Raw genomic sequence first — 16,561 nt, forward strand, 5'->3', positions numbered from 1 at the left:
TAAGTGTATGTTTGCCCTTGGGAGCGGATTGGACTATTCCCTATTGGCCTTCGATTTATTGCGAATCCGCATGGCAACAAGCTGACGCCGATAGAGTACCTGCGCCAGCTTGAATTTTGTCACATCAACCTCATCGCTATACGGTTTAATTATTCACTAAACCGGACGGCCAGTTGCCATACCAGGAGTAGCCGGTTCTTCTTTCCTGATCGATCTCACTGAGCTTATATTTCACCACGCCATCCCGCCCGACGAAGATCGCCTTATTCGTTCCAATCTCGTAAAAGCGGGCCCAGATCGGAGGCGCACTCGGGTCCTCCACGACAACCACATCATCGCTGGTCTTGACGACCTTGATGCCGGTGATCTTGACATTTCTGAACCAATTTTCCGCGGCTTGAATGGCAGTCGTTATTTGCGGTGTGGCTGGTCTTGTTTTCAGAAATTTAACGATTCCTACGCTTTCACCCGTACAAAGGGAAGGCACTTCATAGGCTCTTGCCCCGGCAGGCGCCAGGGTTACCGAATCATGCTGCTGCCCCCACACGGTTAATTGCCCGTTCACCTTCACCTGGGTGGCCAATATAACGCTCACACCTTTGGCAACCGCCGCTTTGCTGCGATCGGCCAAGGCTGTGTCTACAAAGGAAAAATCCCCTTTTTTATTGGCTACCTCATCGAGCAGGATCATGACATTCATCATGGCATTGTCGTTATACGTAATGTGCTTGTGGTAGCTCGTACCTTGGTACACCTGCGGCCAGCCGCCGTTGCTGTACTGCATGTTGAGCAGGAAGCTGATGCCTTTGATCGCTGCTTGCGAGTATACACTATCTTTGGTTTTTTGGTATTCGCTTGCCAATCTTCTGATTTCGGTATACGTAGCCTTGTTGTCAATCGTGGACTTGGCCCATTCCCCGCTGGTGACCGAGTAATCCTTCTTCCAGCCGCCATCCGGCTGCTGATTTTTCAAAATATCCGCGATGCTTGCCGTCGTACCTGAAGCATCCGCAGCGAATACCGCTGCAGAAGGTTGAAACGCTAATCCGGTTACAGTCAGGACCATGGTTAGAATCCATACGAGAGAGATCTTGCCCCATTTTGCTTTGAACATCCTACTCATCTCCTCTTCGTTTTTTGTAAGCGATTACATTTCTTGTCCACATCATACGCCGTCGCCCATCATATGTCAATGTTTTCCACAATTTATAATCATTGAAGAACCTGAATGACATTTTTTTATCGCCTTTCTCCGGGATGGTTGAGGACCCTGTCACGGGAAACGCCGTTTAGGTTAAGGGGTTCGAGGTGGCCATTCTCCCGTGAATTCTTGTTCATCATAAGTCACAAAGTTACTCAGAATCTCTTCCCGGTTATCCAGGAAAAGCTGATCCGCCACCGCTGCGACCAGCTTCGGAATCGCATATTTCATGCCGGACAGCGCCGAGGCCGACAGGCCGCAGCTCACCAGCGCGGAATAGTTGAAGGAAAAGAGTCCGTGCAGCAGCTTCTCTCCTTGCTCATCACGGCTGGTAAATGCAAAGCCGGGAGTTAGGTAGGGATGCGTATCCAGCAGCGGATGGGCCGTGTCTGCCGGTGGCGTGTAACGGTCGCCCCAGCGTGCAATATGGCCTTCCACCAGCTTCAGCTCAGGGCGCAGGGCAGGATCGGTCAGCAGGCCTGTGCTAATCACCAAAAAATCAAAGCTGTACGTACCGTGCGGCGTGGTCACTAGTACTCCCTCACCAGACGGCTCCACATCTAACCACGGTGAGCCCAGGTGGAGCCGAAAGCCCGGCCAGGAGCAGGCGCGCGCAAAGGTATCGTTGGTCGGCGGCTGATTATGCTTGAAGAAATGAGCGATCACGGCATACTTTTCCGCATCCGACAGCGTTGGAAAGCGCTCGATCATGCCGGAGCCCTCCATCTGGCGAATCGGATTGATGCGCGGCAGCTCCTTGCGGCGGACGAACACATGTGCCTCTGACACCCCTTCCGTGAGGGCAAAATTAGCGTTATCGAAGGCCGAGGCACCGCCGCCCAGCACAGCTACCTTTTTTCCCTTTAACCGCTCAAAATCAATGGCTTGCGAAGTATGAGCATAGAGATGCTGGGGCAGCTTCTCCGCAATCATGGGTGGCACATGCCATTCTCCTCCGCCCTGAATCCCGTTAGCGAGGATCACCTTACGTGCCAGTAATGGATCGGACGGTGCTCCCGCCCCTTCAAGATGAAGACGGTGAAGACCTTCTTCTGTTGGCTCAATCAGCTTCAATCTGACCTCATTGCGGACAGGAAGCTGCAGCACCTTGCGATACCAGCGCAGGTAGTTCATCCAGTCGCCGCGCGGAATCTTGACCACCTCTTCCCAGCCCTGCGGTCCGGTCTGCGCCTCCCACCAGGAGCGGAAGGTCAGGGAAGGAATGCCGAGGTCGATGGAGGTCAGATGCTTCGGCGTACGCAGTGTCACCATACGGGCGTAGGTTTCCCACGGGCCTTCGAGCCCTTCCGGGTTCTCATCGATCACCAGAATGTTGGATATCCGCTCACGCAGCAGTCCAAAGGCAGTCCCCAAGCCGCATTGGCCGCCTCCTACCACCACCACATCATAGACATGCCCTGCCGGATGGCTGACAGGACGCACCCAATCCGCACCTCCGAAGGCCAGGTAAGCCAGATCTGTCTTCACTCTCTCGTTCAGCGCTTCTATGCTCATATGTTCTGCATCCTTTCGAGTGGCGGCGTAACGATCCGTATACTCATTTCCGCTCTATGTTATGTAAGCTGTCTTCAGCTTATCGTTTGGCTGGCACCATTACAATTTGTCGGCAGGGTTCTTGTCACGATTTCTAAATTCCCGATTCCCGATTATTCATCATGACCATCTGTCATTTGCAGCAGCGTGTGAGCCGCTTGAAATGAACAAAGGCCAACCAGAAAGAACAACTCTGGTTGACCTTATGATATGCTGCTGTTCTCCTATGAGACCGCTCGAATCTCTCCAGACTCAGTCAATCAAGCGGTGTGCATACCACTTTTTGCCGCGGAAGCGCCATAGGAAGACCGCTCCCCGTATCCCCCATTCCAGGTTCATCGCCAGCCATACGCCGATAATGCCGAAGCCCAGCACAATGCCCATAATGTAGCCAAGCACGACCCGGAACAGCCACATCGACAGCATGGAGGTAACGGATGTGAACTTCGAGTCTCCCGCCGCCCTGAGCGCCGAAGGAAGAATGAAGCTGAGCGCCCATAACGGAACCTGAGCAATGGCATTCATTAGCACAACCCAGTAAATATCGTCCACAATCTCCGCCGGCGGCTGGAACAGACTGACGAGCGGATAGAATAAGGACATGAGCAGCACACCCATAATGATAAACGAGAGGGTGCCCAGCCACAGAAAGGCTTTCGTAAATTTCTTCGCATCCGCAATATTCCCCCGCCCCATACACTGGCCAACGACGGTCACAATGGTCAGGGACAAGGCGGTCGCGGGAATCTGGAACACCCCGGCCAGCGAGGAAGCAATCGCATTGGTCGCAATGGCATATGTACCCAGGCTGACAATGAAAATTTGGGTCAGAATCTTGCCGCCGTTAAAAAACATCTGCTCTGCGGCAAACGGTACGCCAATGAACATAATTTTCTTCAGCATGGCATAGTTCACCCGCAGCAGATCCTTGATTCGCACGTGCAGCTCGGCATCCATTCTGACCAGATAGTAAATCGCACAAAATGCCCCCGTAAACCTGGCGATATTGATGGCCAGCGTCATACCCTGCACGCCCATATCCATGATGTTGATAAACACGACATTCAGAAGCACGTAGGATAAATTCATGATCAGGGAAAGCGCCAAGGATGCCCTTGTTCTCCCGATCCCCCGCAGTACACCGCAGACCGCTTGCTCAATCGCAACGCCCACGTAGGATACACCACTGCCGATCAGATACACTCGGGCTTGATCCAGTACATCCGGCGAGGCTGTGCCGAACAGTATACTCAGAATCGGGTTGTGGAGCAGGATGACCACAAGACTGATCACAAGCGACAATAAAGTCACTGAAGTCACCGAACCGGAGGCTGCCTTGGACACCATCAGGCTGTTGCCGCTGCCCTTATACTGGGCCACCACCACCGTTCCCCCGGTCGCCACCGCGACAAACACACTCACAAGGAAAATGTTCAGCGAATCGATCATATTGACCGCACTGACCGCCGCCATGCCCGCCGAGCTGATCATTGCGGTGTTCACCAGGTTCAAGCCGATCAGGAATAGCTGATCGATCAGCAGCGGAATAAACAAGGCCTGAATCTGCCGGTAATCAATAGACTCCCCGCTTAAATATCTTTCCAGGAAGGGCTGTTTTCTGTTTTTTAAGTTGGGCTCCCCCATATCATCACATTCTTTTCGTCACATTATTATAGGAGTATCACACCCAAATGGCATCCTGTCAATGATTAGGAGGGATTTTAAAAATTCCGGCAGGGCCACTATCTACTTCATATACTCTTCCACCAGCTCATAACATCTTTCCTTCGTAACTCCCGCCTGAGTAGCGACATATTGCAAGCCTTCCATCGTTCCGCCTTCATATTGGGCCGCTTCCTTTGCTGCGGTTTCGTCCCGTTGTTGGATCCAGTTCAACTGCTCTTCCTTTAGTGCCGCCATTTCGCTGTCAGGCAACTGCTGCTTCAACTCACTATAAATCTCGTTTAGAGCGGTATCCCACCGTTTATAGGTTTCTTCTGCCGCTTTATTCATGGACACTGTTGTTCCCTCTTCGTTCAATGCTTTTAAGTCGGCCAAGCTCTCTTCCACCTCGTCCAGCTTTTGAAGGTACTCCTGTTTGGTCTCCACAGAAGCCGTGCCCTGCTCGGCTGGAGACGCTGCGTCGGCCGGGTTCTCTTCTTCAGCAACGGCCGGAGGAGCCTCTTCGGCAGGCTCCTCCTGTCCGGTTGCCGGCTGTTCCACTGTCGTACTGTTCCCTGCTGGCTCCGTCGCTTGGGTTTGGCCTACATTCGCAGCTTCGTTTGTACTGCCACACCCGGTCAGCACAGTGCCCACGAATATAGTCAAGATTAGCAGTTTTTTCATTTAAGATCCCTTCATTTCTTTAATTTTATAGAATAAACATTTGTAACCCTATACATTAGACACAAAACAGTTTAAAAAAGTTTCATTTATTTCCCAATTCATTAATTCGCCACGACTCAGTAGCCTCCAAGACCAAAAAAAGACGCCACTTAGGAAGCGACGCCCATTTTCCATCCTTAACGTTCCCTCTGCACGATATAATCCAATAAATGCTTCAGAAAAGCGTTGCTGCGCGGCAGCTCCTGCAAGGCTTCCACGGCCAGACAATAATGATTCCACATTTCTCTGGCGGCACCCTCCCGGCCCAGCACTGTGACAAAGGTCGAGTTGTTGTTCTCCACATCCTGACCTACCGGCTTCCCAAGCAGGAGCACATCTCCCTCCAAGTCCAGCAAATCATCCTTAATCTGAAAGGCGATGCCCGCATGATAGGCAAACCTCTTCAGACCGTCGATCTCCTCCTCCGCAACCCGGGCCAGAATGGCAGGCATCACCAACGAAGCCTCAAACGCTATGCCCGTTTTGTAAAAGCACAGCGTGTTCAGTTGCTCCAGCGTTAACGGTTTGCCTTTGGAGTCCAAATCCATCATCTGCCCCATGCACAAATCCTCCGCCTTCTGGGCCGAGTACCGCATCAAGGCAAGCACCGCTTGCGGGTCAAACGGTTCAAGTGACGACTGTTCCTGTACCGCCCGTTGGATCAAGAGCAACCCGGTTAATTCTGCCGTGGCACTGTTGTGCACCTCGTGCAGCGTCGGGCGTCCTCTACGGGCGGACGCATTATCCTGCGTTGGCAGATCATCGAAGATCAGGGATGCGGTATGCATATACTCCAGCGATCTCAGAAGCGGCATGATGGCTGCGCCATCCAGTCCGTATTCGTGAACCCCCATGACCCAGGTCATGATCGGCCGCAGCCGTTTCCCGTCCCCATTGAGACTGTAATTTGCCGCATCAATCAGCGGCTCTTTCATCGGCGGCATGCCTTCATGCTTGGAAATCTGTAAATTGCGGTTGAGCTGGTCACGAACCTGATGGAGTGTTTGGACAAAATCTTCTTTTTCCTTGCGGTCATTCTTGAAATGGGTGATCACCTGGTCCCGCAGCAGCTTATCGAAGAAATCCACATCCACCGCTTTGCGGACCATATGCTGAATCAGACGGTTGAATTCTGGGATATCGAAAGTCAGGATCTCCATGATCTCGTTGTATTTCTCAACTCCGACACGCTCCTTGCAGCGCTTGAGACCATTAATGGCACGATCCAGAATAACCTCGCGGCTCTTGGGGTCGGATTGATACACGTTATGGATCAGATGGGAGATGACCGCCCAGTATAATTCAAAAGGGTTGATCAGATCGGAGCGCTGCTCCCGGTACGTTAAATAATAGGTATAAGGCGTGACTGCGCCGTCTCTCATATCGTCAAACATGTCCGCAAAATCATCCGCCAGCTGATTATAGATGCCATAATAGAAGGTTCGATGGTCAAAGCCCTCATCCTCAGGCGCGCTTAGCACAGAACGGGCGATCAGACGGGAGGAGGACGATTTGAGAATGATGGGGATGTAGAGATCTTCATTTGCGTAATCCGCATGCGACAGGTCCTTCATCCGATCTATCTCCTGGGAATGAAAGAACACATAAGACTGCTCGAAAAAAGTTCTCTGCGTTTCCGGCCGCTGCACACCCTTAATATACTCGAAGGCATCACGCAGCTCCGCATGTACATAGCGGATCATGGCCATATTGCTTCCGGTCCACTCACCCAATTTGGGCACAGTGCCCGTCAGCAGCGCGGTGCGGATCATATGGGAATACTTCTTTTTTTCTTGAAGGGTCAGCACCTGTGAATCCAGTAAATCGTCAATGAAAGGATAGGTCAGGCCATAGGAGTAACCAAGCCTGATCGCCTCATCCAATCTGCGGGAACGTTCCTCACGCGATGTATCATCACCCATCTCTTCCATCACATGCAGCACAACCCCGAGGATGATCTTGATCAGCTTACGCTGCGCCTGCTCGGCGTCCAGTCCTTCGGGAATATGGGTGGATACCCTTCGAAGCTTGTGGATCAACCAGATCACGGCATTCTCGATACCTTCCTTCTGCCCCCACCGATATAGCTTGGACAAGCTAATAACCTCCGGCTGCTGTCCGCGTTTCGTGTGGAGCAGGTGTTGCTTAATATCAGCAGCCATACGCTGTATCCGCGTCTGCGTGTCAGGCGAATCCAGGGCTTTCCCCAAATCGCGCATGTACAGATAGGACACACTCCGGTCCAGATAATCATCCAGCTTGCCTGTGTGATTGAGCCATTGAATATACATATGATAATCCCGGTTATCAGGCTTTCGCTTGGCCTTTGTAAAAAAATCCAGCCATGAATGACGACGGATATGGTTCTGCTGCCACAGTTGGAAATCTTGAGTCAGGGCAGAGAGATACGACTTCTCCGTAACCTGCTCATAAAGGGACGAAAAATACCGGGCGGCCTTCTCCTCCGCAAGCAAATAGCATGCATCGGCGTCATTTATCATTTCCTCGTACATACGGTAGCATTACCTCATTTTTTTTTAATGTATTAACTTATCTTATTTATCTTTATCGTAATACGGGAAAGAATCGTTTAAGTTACGAAATTGTTAAGGATGACTAGTCGTAAGGGTATACTTCGATATACTATATAAGGAAAAAGTGCCTACTTCTATTCACCGTCAGTACTGTATAAAATAGAAATGTGCCTGTCTCCGTTCAGCAGACGGCTAACCTGCAAGAACATCATTAAAGTTCAGGAGGAGTTTTATCATGCCTAAAAACCTGCAAGATACCGTTGCTTTGCATAATGGTGTGGAGATGCCCTGGTTCGGCCTCGGCGTGTTTAAAGTAGAGGACGGTCAAGAGGTGATCAACTCTGTGAAATACGCCATTAAAGCCGGGTACAAAAGCATTGATACCGCAAAAATTTATGAAAACGAGGAAGGCGTCGGACAGGCCATCAAGGAATCGGGCATTGCCCGCGATGAGCTGTTTATTACGACAAAGGTATGGAACGCGGATCAAGGCTACGACTCCACACTTCAAGCATTTGAGACAAGCCTGCAGAAGCTGGGTCTGGATTATTTGGATCTGTATCTGATTCACTGGCCTGGGAAGGACAAATATAAAGAAACCTGGAAGGCGCTTGAGAAGCTGTACAAAGACGGAAAAGTCCGTGCCATTGGTGTCTCCAACTTCCAAATTCATCATTTGGAGGATTTGCTGGCTGATGCCGAAATCAAGCCGATGGTCAACCAGGTGGAGCTTCACCCTCTTCTCACACAAGTAGAGCTGCGTGAATATTGCAAAAAGCAAGGCATTCAAATTGAAGCCTGGTCCCCGCTGGCGCAAGGCCAACTGCTGGATAACGAGGTGTTGAAGGAGATTGCCGACAAGCACGGAAAATCCACAGCTCAGGTTATTTTACGCTGGGATTTGCAAAACGGAATCGTCACGATTCCTAAATCCATCAAGGAACAGCGCATTATCGAAAATGCTGACGTGTTTGACTTCGAATTGTCCGCTGAAGACATGGAGAAGATTAATGCCCTGAATCAAAATCATCGCGTAGGCCCAGACCCGGATAAACTTTTTTTCTAATTGTTGAGGAGGTGCCCCAAAGGTCCGTTGACCTGGGGCCCTCTTTTGTAATACCCCCCAAATGCTTTTCCAGTAAAATCTCACCCCGGATCAGAATTCCCTTTCTAAATTGAGGTTCTCATCTTTTAAAGTTATTTTCGGCGATTTTTGATCATTGTTTATCGTTTTATGTATATTTATAATCACAAATCGGATATGATGTAAATAATATAATCGTAATTTGAAAGTGAGGTTTACTGATGGCAAGGGCATCCTTCACACCTGAGAATTTACCGCTGGGTAATGAAAGAATTGATCAGCTCATGTTCCTTAGGGAATTGATTGATGCTAACAAAAAAGTCGCCCAGTATCAAGTGCTGCTCCAAAATACCAAACTGCCCTCCCATTTGTTGTTGAACCCGGTAATGCTCAATGAAGCAGTGCAATCAACAAAAATAGAGGGAACTCAAGTGACGCTCGATGAGGTCCTTGAAGTAGAGGCTCAAAGTAGAAAAAACAATAAAGATGTTCAAGAAGTACTCAACTACTATCAAGCACTCCGTGATGGAATGGATAAACTGGCTTTCTGGCCGATCTCTACCAGACTGTTCAAAGCGATGCATGTAACACTAATGTCAAATGATGTTCGCGGCGGCAACCGCTCCCCCGGAGAATTTAGAAAAATCCAGAATTTTATCGGGCCAGAAGGATGTACACTGGAAACAGCAACCTACGTCCCTCCGCAGCCTCAACTTGTTGACACTTACATGAGCAATCTCGAAATCTATATTAATGACCCGCAAGATCAACTTGATGAACTTATTAGAGTGGCAATTATACACGCACAATTTGAAACAATTCATCCATTCCTTGATGGAAATGGAAGAATCGGCCGCATATTAATTCCCTTATATTTATTCAGTAAGAAGATCATTGACTATCCTAACTTCTTTTTAAGTGAAGCATTGGAAAGGGATAAACATAAATATTATCAATTTCTTAATGACACAAGATATAAAGGGGACTGGAATCAATGGATTCGCTTTTTTCTGGAAGCGGTAATACTTCAATCAGATAAAAATATCCGCTTAATCAATGGTATTAATCGACTATATGAGCATGATTTAGACGCAGCTCAATCTTTGATCAACAGCAGTGGTGTCAAAAAATTAATTGATGCTATTTTTCAGAAGCCTATATTCACAGTTCATAGTATTGCGTCAGCCGCCGAGATTTCCGAAGCCACTTGTAGACGATATTTATCCATATTAGAAGCGAACCGAATTATCTTTTCCGACGGAAGACAGCGGTCAAAAACCTACTATTACTACAGTCTTCTTGATCAGTTACGTTGATCATACTTACAGAGTCTGTCGGCCATAACTAGCCTCCTAAAATCATGTGTTATATTGTAGGAGGCTTGTCTGGTTATGCTGGATTCGGAACCTCCACCCCATTCAAAACGAGATGTGGACGAATGTCCGCTTTCAGCGAGGCCGAAACTGCGCAGTATTTCTCTTCCGCCATGTGAATCGCTTTCCATACCCGGTAATCCGGAATATTGCCCTTCACGTGGAAGGTAAGATCAATTTCCGTAAAAGCTGTAGGCATGCTTTCGGTACGGATGCCGTTCGCTTCAATTTCAATGCTGTCAATATCCCCCAGAAAATGATTCAAAATCATCGTAATATCGATGCCCATGCAGCCTCCGAGTCCAGCCAGCAGCAGCTCCATCGGAGTCATGCCTTCCCCGTCACCGCCGTATTTGTCTGTGGCATCCTGGTTCACGGAGTAACCGGACGGGCCTGTCGAGGTAAACTTGCGCTTTCCATTCCAGACTGTTGCAACCTTCATGCTGATTTCCCCTTTGCTGTTATAATAATGCTCTTCAACTCCACCTTTAATAAGCTTCATTCAGCCTGCGTTCGATCCGCTCGAGGATCGCCGCCATTCCTGTACTCAATACCCAGTAGATGACTGCTATCGCCAGGTAAAACGGCATGTACCGATAGAACTGCGCCTGCAAAAGCTGCGCCTGACGCAAGAGCTCACTCACCCCGATGACCGATACGAGCGAAGTCTCCTTCAGCATACCAATAAACGTATTGCCCATCGGCGGGATTGCGATCCTGGCAGCCTGCGGCAAAATGATGCGAAGCAGCGCCTGCCAGGATGTCATGCCTATGGCATAAGCGGCCTCCGTCTGCCCTTTGGGAACCGCCAGAATGGCTCCCCGGAACGTTTCGGACAAATAAGCCCCCGCATTCACACTGAGCGCTATAAACGCAGCCGTCAGGGAGCCAAGCGTGACCCCGTAATCCACAAGCCCGTAATAAATGATCACAATCTGCACCAATAACGGCGTTCCGCGGATAATGGATACATAAGCCCGGGCGACCCACTGGACAAAACGCGGCCCTCTCAGGCGCGCGATTGCAGTGATGATCCCGATCACGAGACCAAGCAGCATCGATACCACGGTGATGAGAAGTGTATACAGCGCCCCTTGGAGCAGGAAGGGCAGATTCTCAAGCACTAAATTGAACATATCCATCTATCAGATCTCCTTTACCCGAAAAAGGAAAACGGGACGATGCAGCCACATCCGGCTGCCAAATTCGTCCCTTGCTGTCCCCTTTTACTCAGCCGGCGGCGCTTCACCAAACCATTTTTTGAAGATTTCATCATAGGAACCGTCGGCTTTCATGTCAGCGAGCGCTTTATTCATGGCTTCCTTCAATTCCGGGTTGTCCTGACGGATCGCTACACCCGCCTGGTCAGATTTGATCGGCTCGCCGACCGCTTTGATCTTAAATCCGTTCTCGTCGACAATCGGTTTTAAAGCATACATATTGTTGATGGTGGCATCAATCCGGCCTGCATTCAAATCCTGAAGCGATGTAATGACATCGTTGTAGGTTTTGATTTCAAAATTGCCCACTTCAGGCAGCACGTCATTGCGCAGGTAGGATTCATCGTTGGTTCCAAGCCCCACACCGATGGTTTTGCCTGCGAAGTCCTGAATTGTAGTGATATCTGTGTTATTTTCACCGACGATGATTTTTACGCTGTTGGTAATATACGGATCACTGAAATCAATGACCTGCTTGCGTTCATCCGTGATCGTCACCTGACTGACGATGGCATCCAGCTTGTCAGCCTGCAGGCTTGGAATCAGACTGGAAAAGTCCTGGGCCGAGAATTCCGCAGTGACCCCGAGCTTGTCGGCAATGCCCTTGGCAATATCGACGTCAAATCCTTCATACTCTCCATTCTTGCCGAGGGAGTTATATGGAGGGTAGGTCCCCATAATGCCGACCTTGATCACACCTGCCGCTTGAATTTTTCCAAGCAGATTGGATGCGTCAGCCGCTTCGCCTGCACTGTTCTCCGCATTGTTGTTGCCCGCTGTATTGGCCGCCGAGCCCCCACACGCGCTTAACAGCAAGCTGAGCAAGGCCAGCGCCATGAATGAAACGACCCAGGTTTTCTTTGTTGTTTTCATCTTCTTTGTCCCTCTCCTGTCTATACTTGTGATGTAGTATGAGTGTATCTACAAACCCTATCCCTCTCTCAGGGCTAAGGCTTGCCCATCAGCCCGTAAAACTCAAAGTTAGCCGCTTCCGCCGCCAATTCAGAGCTGCTCTGACCGGCAATCCGGTCATGTGTTCCCTCCGAGCCGAACAACCAGCGCAGCATTAATCCTTCGATCATGCTCATTAATAATGCCGCCCGCAGTTCAACATCCAGGTTGCCCGGAATCATGCCAAGCTCAATCGCCCGTCGGATATTCCTGCGAAACGCAAGCTCCATAGCATTTTGAGTATCTGCAAGCTGCCTTTGCACCGTTTCGTCAACCCCGCTGCCTGTAAGCAGCAGCTTCATAAAGTAACGATGATTGGCAGCAAAATCAAACATACGCGTGAACAGGTTCTCCGAAGCTCTGACCATATCTTCGAGGGTTCCGCTGTCCTTGCGGTAGCCCTGGCCGATCGCGTCAAGCAATTGGTCGCGGCCCTCGGTAATAATCTCTAGCGCCAGCACCTGTTTGCTTTTGAAATACCAATAAAAGGTTCCCTGAGCAACTCCCGCCTCACTGACAATATCGGACACCTTGGTTTGATGATAACCGTATGTAGCAAAACGCTTCAGGGCAATCGACATCAATTGGGCTCTACGGTCATCGCCGGCAGCAGGTACTTTATCCGTCACCATCCGCATCTCCCCTTCCTCGACTGACTCATCAGTCAGGTATGTATTAAATCCTATAGGTTAACACGGAATTTGTCAATGGTATAAATGATAAGAAAAAATCGCCAAAAAAGGTCGAGCGCAGGGATTAATTCCCCCTGTTCTCGACCTTTTTTCTTTCATGCCTTATATATGCAACGCGTCCAGCAGCCTATAAATCGCTGTAATTGCTTCGGCACGCGTTACGGCACGATCCGGCTGGAAGGTGCCATCCGGGTAGCCTTTCAGGATACCCGCATTCACGGCTGTAGTGATGGAAGTACGGGCCCATGACGGGATGCCGCTGGCATCCGTAAATTGGCCGCTTACTCCGCTTCCAGAGCCGCTAGTCCCACTGGTCTCGCTGGTCGCATCCAGCGCATTGGCGAGCATGACGGCCAGTTCAGCACGGGATATGAGCTTATCCGCGTTAAAGACAATGCGGCCGTTCTCACGCGAGCCTTGAATCAAGCCCGCCTCCAGAGCCGCGGCAGCCTGCTGTCTCGCCCAATCCGGAATTTGCGCGTCATCCGCAAAGGAAGTCGCGGTATCCGATGCGCTGATACCCAGAGCGTGCGTCAGGATTTTAACAAACTGAGCTCTTGTCGTTGGTTCATCCGGGTGAAAGCTTTGGTCCTCAAATCCTTGAATCGCGTTCATGCCGACCAACCGCTCCGCAAACGGCAAAGCCCAATGGCCGGTCAAATCACTGAACACCTTCGGCTCATAGCTGAATACCGCGAACTTGGCAAAATGATTCACACTGGCCGTTACGGTACCGTCGCCATTGTTAATTCCACCGATGAACACCCATCTTCCTTGCTGCTCATGATAATAGTAAACGGCAGGCTCGTTATTGGAAGACACCGCGCCCGTATCATAATGGAAGGTAAGCTTCACAGCCGTACCCAACGTATTGCCTGCATCGTTGGTGAGCCCCACGACCGGACTGATTCGTGTCATACCTGCTGCTGCAGGCACCGCCCCCTCCTCAAGCACGACGGCTTTGATTTGGCTGTCCGTATTCCACACGCCGGCTGGCACATCAATACGGATTACTCCGGCTAATTCGCCCTTGATGGCTTGCCCTGCAGGAACTTCAATCAGCTTCGATGCAGGTTGTTCGGTGTCGCCACCGGAATGGCCTTTGTCTGAATCATCCGAGTGCTCGTCATCTGAGCCGCCGTTATCGCCGGAATCTTCATCGTCGTCATCATCGGAATCATCATTGCCGTTTCCAGGATTCTCCCCGCCTGCAAGCACATGAACTGTACGGATCACCTCTGCAGCCGGGTTGCCGGCCAGGTCGCTCACGTTATAACGCAAGGTGTAGGTCCCGGCGGTATTTGTATCCACCATGCCGCTTACCTGCACATCGCTGGCCAGGCCAACATTATCAGCGGTATCCGCCCCGGCTTCTGTGTAGGAAGAACCTACCGTCAGATTGACCGTTGGAGTGCCTCGCAGCGTAATGACCGGAGCTGTGCGGTCAATGTTCACCTGCACCGCTTGCGTTTTTTGCAGGTTCAAGTTGTCGGTAGCACGGAACGTGAGCGTGTGCCCACCTTCATCCGAGACCTCGATCTTCTCGTCAGCCGTGTAAGGATCGTAGTCGCTGCCATCCATAGACAGTTCAAGGGCAACCTCTGTTATAGGATCCGAGTAGACCGCATACACACTGGTCATGACGCTTTGATTCGTCCATGATCCGCTCTCATACACCTTCCCGTCCACGGTCGTCATGGTAGCCTTCAATTCAGCAGGCGAGGTATCGCCAAAACCTTTTACAGTAACCACAAAAGTCTTGGTTACACTCACGCCTCCACGTGTCATGGTCGCCGTAAGGGTCACATCCGTATCTTCTGCCGGATAACGAACAAGCAGGCGTCCATCATGACCGATCAGCTCCGAATTGGAGCTGGCCCACTGCACGCTCACCCCGTGCTCCCCTGCCGCAGGCAGCTTCAGATCATCCACAATCGCGCTCGTATCCCCGAGGCTGAGCTGCGCAGCAGTATCCTGCACCGCCTGCTCATCGCTGTAAGGTGCCACATCTACAAAGATCGGATTGGAGTAAAACCAGAGATCCGAATAGTTGCGTTTGTTAATTTCAGTAAAACGGGTCTCATTGTCTACCGTCGTGTTTTTCACATCAATCAGCGGCTCGCCATTGCTGGTTTCACCCGCTACATCCACGCCCAGATTGGTGCCGCGCAGGCGGAAATACTGATTTTTCTGCGCTGGTCCAAGCTTGTAGGTGATCACGTTGTAGCCGTCCTCATCGGTCGTCCATTCGTTGCTCGTAAAACGTTTGAGCACTTTGGTGGTATCATTGGTGCTCTTCGTATATCCAGCAGTGCCAGGTGTGGCCAATCCGGTAACGTCACCTGCAATCAGGTCCACGTGATCCACGGCGACGGGATCGTCGTTATGGTTGCGTTCAGGGCTTTTGAAACGGATCGTCAGCTCCATGTCGTCCCCTTGCGTCACCTTCAGGTCTCCGCCCATCTCCGCCTCTTGGCCCGCACCGGCAATGCGGAAGTCCAGCGCATTAATCAGGTCGCCGAACACGGAAAAGGATTTACCTGAACGCATGCCATCCACGACAGCATGCATGTCAGAGCCGTCCACCCAGGTGTAGTTTTTGGAATAATCCCCCGGCATGTATCCGCTGGAGTAACGACGGGTGCTATCAATGCGGAAGTGATAGTCCGAATTGGCAAAATTCCAGAACCGGCGTCCTTCCCCCAGAAGCGCATCCCACACTCCGCCGAGCTGTGCGACCATAATGTCAGTCCCGCCGTACGCCTGAGCCACTTCGCCGCGGTCCGGTGCCATCTGATTGCCGAGCATGCCCTCGAAGCCAAAAGCAATGTCCGGTGCGATCGTGTTGAAGTCGCGGATATCCTCGATTTTAAATTCCTTGGGATCTCCCTTTTTTCTGGAAGGATGGTTAATGATCATATAGCTGTTCGGATAATTGTCCTTCAACCATTGAACAGCCTTGCGGGCATCCGCTTTGGTGCTGTAGGCCCTGCTATCTGCCGCGCTCCATCTGCTCACGTCCTGCGGATCGTACAAGCTCTCGCTCCGGTTCGTAAACAAGTATTCAAAATGGCTGATCGCCTCAACGATGTTCGCAGCCTTTAATTCCTCCGGCAAAATGCCCACCCCCACATGATCGTAGGTAGGCATGTCCCACTCGAAGCCGGTAAAGATCACTTTATCCTTGTATTTCCCTCCAGCCTGAAGCTGCTCGATCTTGGGCAACTGATACAGCCCGATTCCCTTCGACAACGGAATAGGACCCCCGGGCACCGCGGCACCGGTATCATCCCGGCCCTGCATGCGCAAATGGTCGGAGATGCCTAGCCAATCCATGTTGTTCACCTCGAGGGCATGATCCAGCACATCCTCCAGGGACGTCTGGGCGTCATCGGATTGATGGGTATGAGTATGATATTCGCCCGTCATCCATTTACCGCTGCTTGGTGCCTGATTCTCTGTCCCGGGAGCAGCGTAGCCCGTTGGAACCGCAATTCCTGCTGCAAGCAAACTGCCTGCAAGGACGCTTGTCGTCATTCGTTTAAACCATGATGTAGATTTCATACA

The 16,561-nt window shown here is 50.8% G+C and carries 12 protein-coding genes; 2 read left to right on the forward strand and 10 right to left on the reverse strand.

The window, feature by feature from the left end; all coding sequences use genetic code 11:
* Positions 1 to 145 precede the first annotated feature (145 nt).
* From pelA to OIN60_RS22195, 5 genes are all read right to left on the reverse strand, one after another.
* Positions 146 to 1,114 (reverse strand): pectate lyase, encoded by a 969-nt coding sequence (gene pelA, locus OIN60_RS22175; protein WP_305757047.1) that lies wholly within the window; start codon positions 1,112 to 1,114, stop codon positions 146 to 148.
* A gap of 180 nt (positions 1,115 to 1,294) precedes the next feature.
* On the reverse strand, positions 1,295 to 2,716 hold the full coding sequence (locus tag OIN60_RS22180) for an NAD(P)-binding domain-containing protein (protein ID WP_305757048.1): 1,422 nt from the start codon (positions 2,714 to 2,716) through the stop codon (positions 1,295 to 1,297).
* Positions 2,717 to 3,007: 291 nt separating this feature from the next.
* On the reverse strand, positions 3,008 to 4,399 hold the full coding sequence (locus OIN60_RS22185) for an MATE family efflux transporter (protein WP_305757049.1): 1,392 nt from the start codon (positions 4,397 to 4,399) through the stop codon (positions 3,008 to 3,010).
* 102 nt (positions 4,400 to 4,501) lie between these two features.
* On the reverse strand, positions 4,502 to 5,101 hold the full coding sequence (locus OIN60_RS22190; protein ID WP_305757050.1) for a lysozyme inhibitor LprI family protein: 600 nt from the start codon (positions 5,099 to 5,101) through the stop codon (positions 4,502 to 4,504).
* A 176-nt stretch (positions 5,102 to 5,277) separates the two neighbouring features.
* Entirely contained in the window at positions 5,278 to 7,653 is a 2,376-nt protein-coding gene (locus OIN60_RS22195; RefSeq protein ID WP_305757051.1) for a polyprenyl synthetase family protein, read from the reverse strand.
* Between the two features lie 256 nt (positions 7,654 to 7,909).
* Here OIN60_RS22195 and pgoN point away from each other — a divergent pair, with 256 nt between their 5' ends.
* Together pgoN and OIN60_RS22205 are read left to right on the forward strand one after the other, a co-directional pair.
* A complete protein-coding gene (gene pgoN / locus OIN60_RS22200; RefSeq protein WP_305757052.1) occupies positions 7,910 to 8,740 on the forward strand; it encodes a glyoxal/methylglyoxal reductase in 831 nt (276 codons plus the stop codon).
* Between the two features lie 239 nt (positions 8,741 to 8,979).
* Positions 8,980 to 10,074: a Fic family protein gene (locus tag OIN60_RS22205; RefSeq protein ID WP_305757053.1), complete on the forward strand. Its 1,095-nt coding sequence runs from the start codon at positions 8,980 to 8,982 to the stop codon at positions 10,072 to 10,074.
* A gap of 73 nt (positions 10,075 to 10,147) precedes the next feature.
* Here the strand turns inward: OIN60_RS22205 and OIN60_RS22210 are convergent, their stop codons facing one another.
* From OIN60_RS22210 to OIN60_RS22230, 5 genes are all read right to left on the reverse strand, one after another.
* Positions 10,148 to 10,573 (reverse strand): OsmC family protein, encoded by a 426-nt coding sequence (locus tag OIN60_RS22210; protein WP_305757111.1) that lies wholly within the window; start codon positions 10,571 to 10,573, stop codon positions 10,148 to 10,150.
* Between the two features lie 46 nt (positions 10,574 to 10,619).
* On the reverse strand, positions 10,620 to 11,267 hold the full coding sequence (locus OIN60_RS22215; protein ID WP_305757112.1) for an amino acid ABC transporter permease: 648 nt from the start codon (positions 11,265 to 11,267) through the stop codon (positions 10,620 to 10,622).
* Positions 11,268 to 11,357: 90 nt separating this feature from the next.
* Positions 11,358 to 12,224: a substrate-binding periplasmic protein gene (locus OIN60_RS22220; protein ID WP_305757054.1), complete on the reverse strand. Its 867-nt coding sequence runs from the start codon at positions 12,222 to 12,224 to the stop codon at positions 11,358 to 11,360.
* A 74-nt stretch (positions 12,225 to 12,298) separates the two neighbouring features.
* Positions 12,299 to 12,934 carry a TetR/AcrR family transcriptional regulator gene (locus OIN60_RS22225; RefSeq protein WP_305757055.1) on the reverse strand — a complete coding sequence of 212 codons (636 nt, stop codon included), beginning with the start codon at positions 12,932 to 12,934 and terminating at the stop codon, positions 12,299 to 12,301.
* 162 nt (positions 12,935 to 13,096) lie between these two features.
* Positions 13,097 to 16,558, reverse strand: coding sequence for an S-layer homology domain-containing protein (locus OIN60_RS22230; RefSeq protein ID WP_305757056.1), 3,462 nt, complete (start codon positions 16,556 to 16,558; stop codon positions 13,097 to 13,099).
* Positions 16,559 to 16,561: the final 3 nt, after the last annotated feature.

Source organism: Paenibacillus zeirhizosphaerae (genome assembly GCF_030705605.1).
Taxonomy (GTDB): domain Bacteria; phylum Bacillota; class Bacilli; order Paenibacillales; family Paenibacillaceae; genus Paenibacillus; species Paenibacillus zeirhizosphaerae.

Coding starts and splice junctions, on each gene's coding strand:
- OIN60_RS22215 (WP_305757112.1), bottom strand. CDS start 11,267: ATGTTCAATTTAGTGCTTGAGAATCTGCCCTTCCTGCTCCAAGGGGCG.
- OIN60_RS22220 (WP_305757054.1), bottom strand. CDS start 12,224: ATGAAAACAACAAAGAAAACCTGGGTCGTTTCATTCATGGCGCTGGCC.
- OIN60_RS22190 (WP_305757050.1), bottom strand. CDS start 5,101: ATGAAAAAACTGCTAATCTTGACTATATTCGTGGGCACTGTGCTGACC.
- OIN60_RS22180 (WP_305757048.1), bottom strand. CDS start 2,716: ATGAGCATAGAAGCGCTGAACGAGAGAGTGAAGACAGATCTGGCTTAC.
- OIN60_RS22230 (WP_305757056.1), bottom strand. CDS start 16,558: ATGAAATCTACATCATGGTTTAAACGAATGACGACAAGCGTCCTTGCA.
- OIN60_RS22210 (WP_305757111.1), bottom strand. CDS start 10,573: ATGAAGGTTGCAACAGTCTGGAATGGAAAGCGCAAGTTTACCTCGACA.
- OIN60_RS22225 (WP_305757055.1), bottom strand. CDS start 12,934: ATGGTGACGGATAAAGTACCTGCTGCCGGCGATGACCGTAGAGCCCAA.
- pgoN (WP_305757052.1), top strand. CDS start 7,910: ATGCCTAAAAACCTGCAAGATACCGTTGCTTTGCATAATGGTGTGGAG.
- OIN60_RS22205 (WP_305757053.1), top strand. CDS start 8,980: ATGGCAAGGGCATCCTTCACACCTGAGAATTTACCGCTGGGTAATGAA.
- OIN60_RS22195 (WP_305757051.1), bottom strand. CDS start 7,653: ATGTACGAGGAAATGATAAATGACGCCGATGCATGCTATTTGCTTGCG.
- OIN60_RS22185 (WP_305757049.1), bottom strand. CDS start 4,399: ATGGGGGAGCCCAACTTAAAAAACAGAAAACAGCCCTTCCTGGAAAGA.
- pelA (WP_305757047.1), bottom strand. CDS start 1,114: ATGTTCAAAGCAAAATGGGGCAAGATCTCTCTCGTATGGATTCTAACC.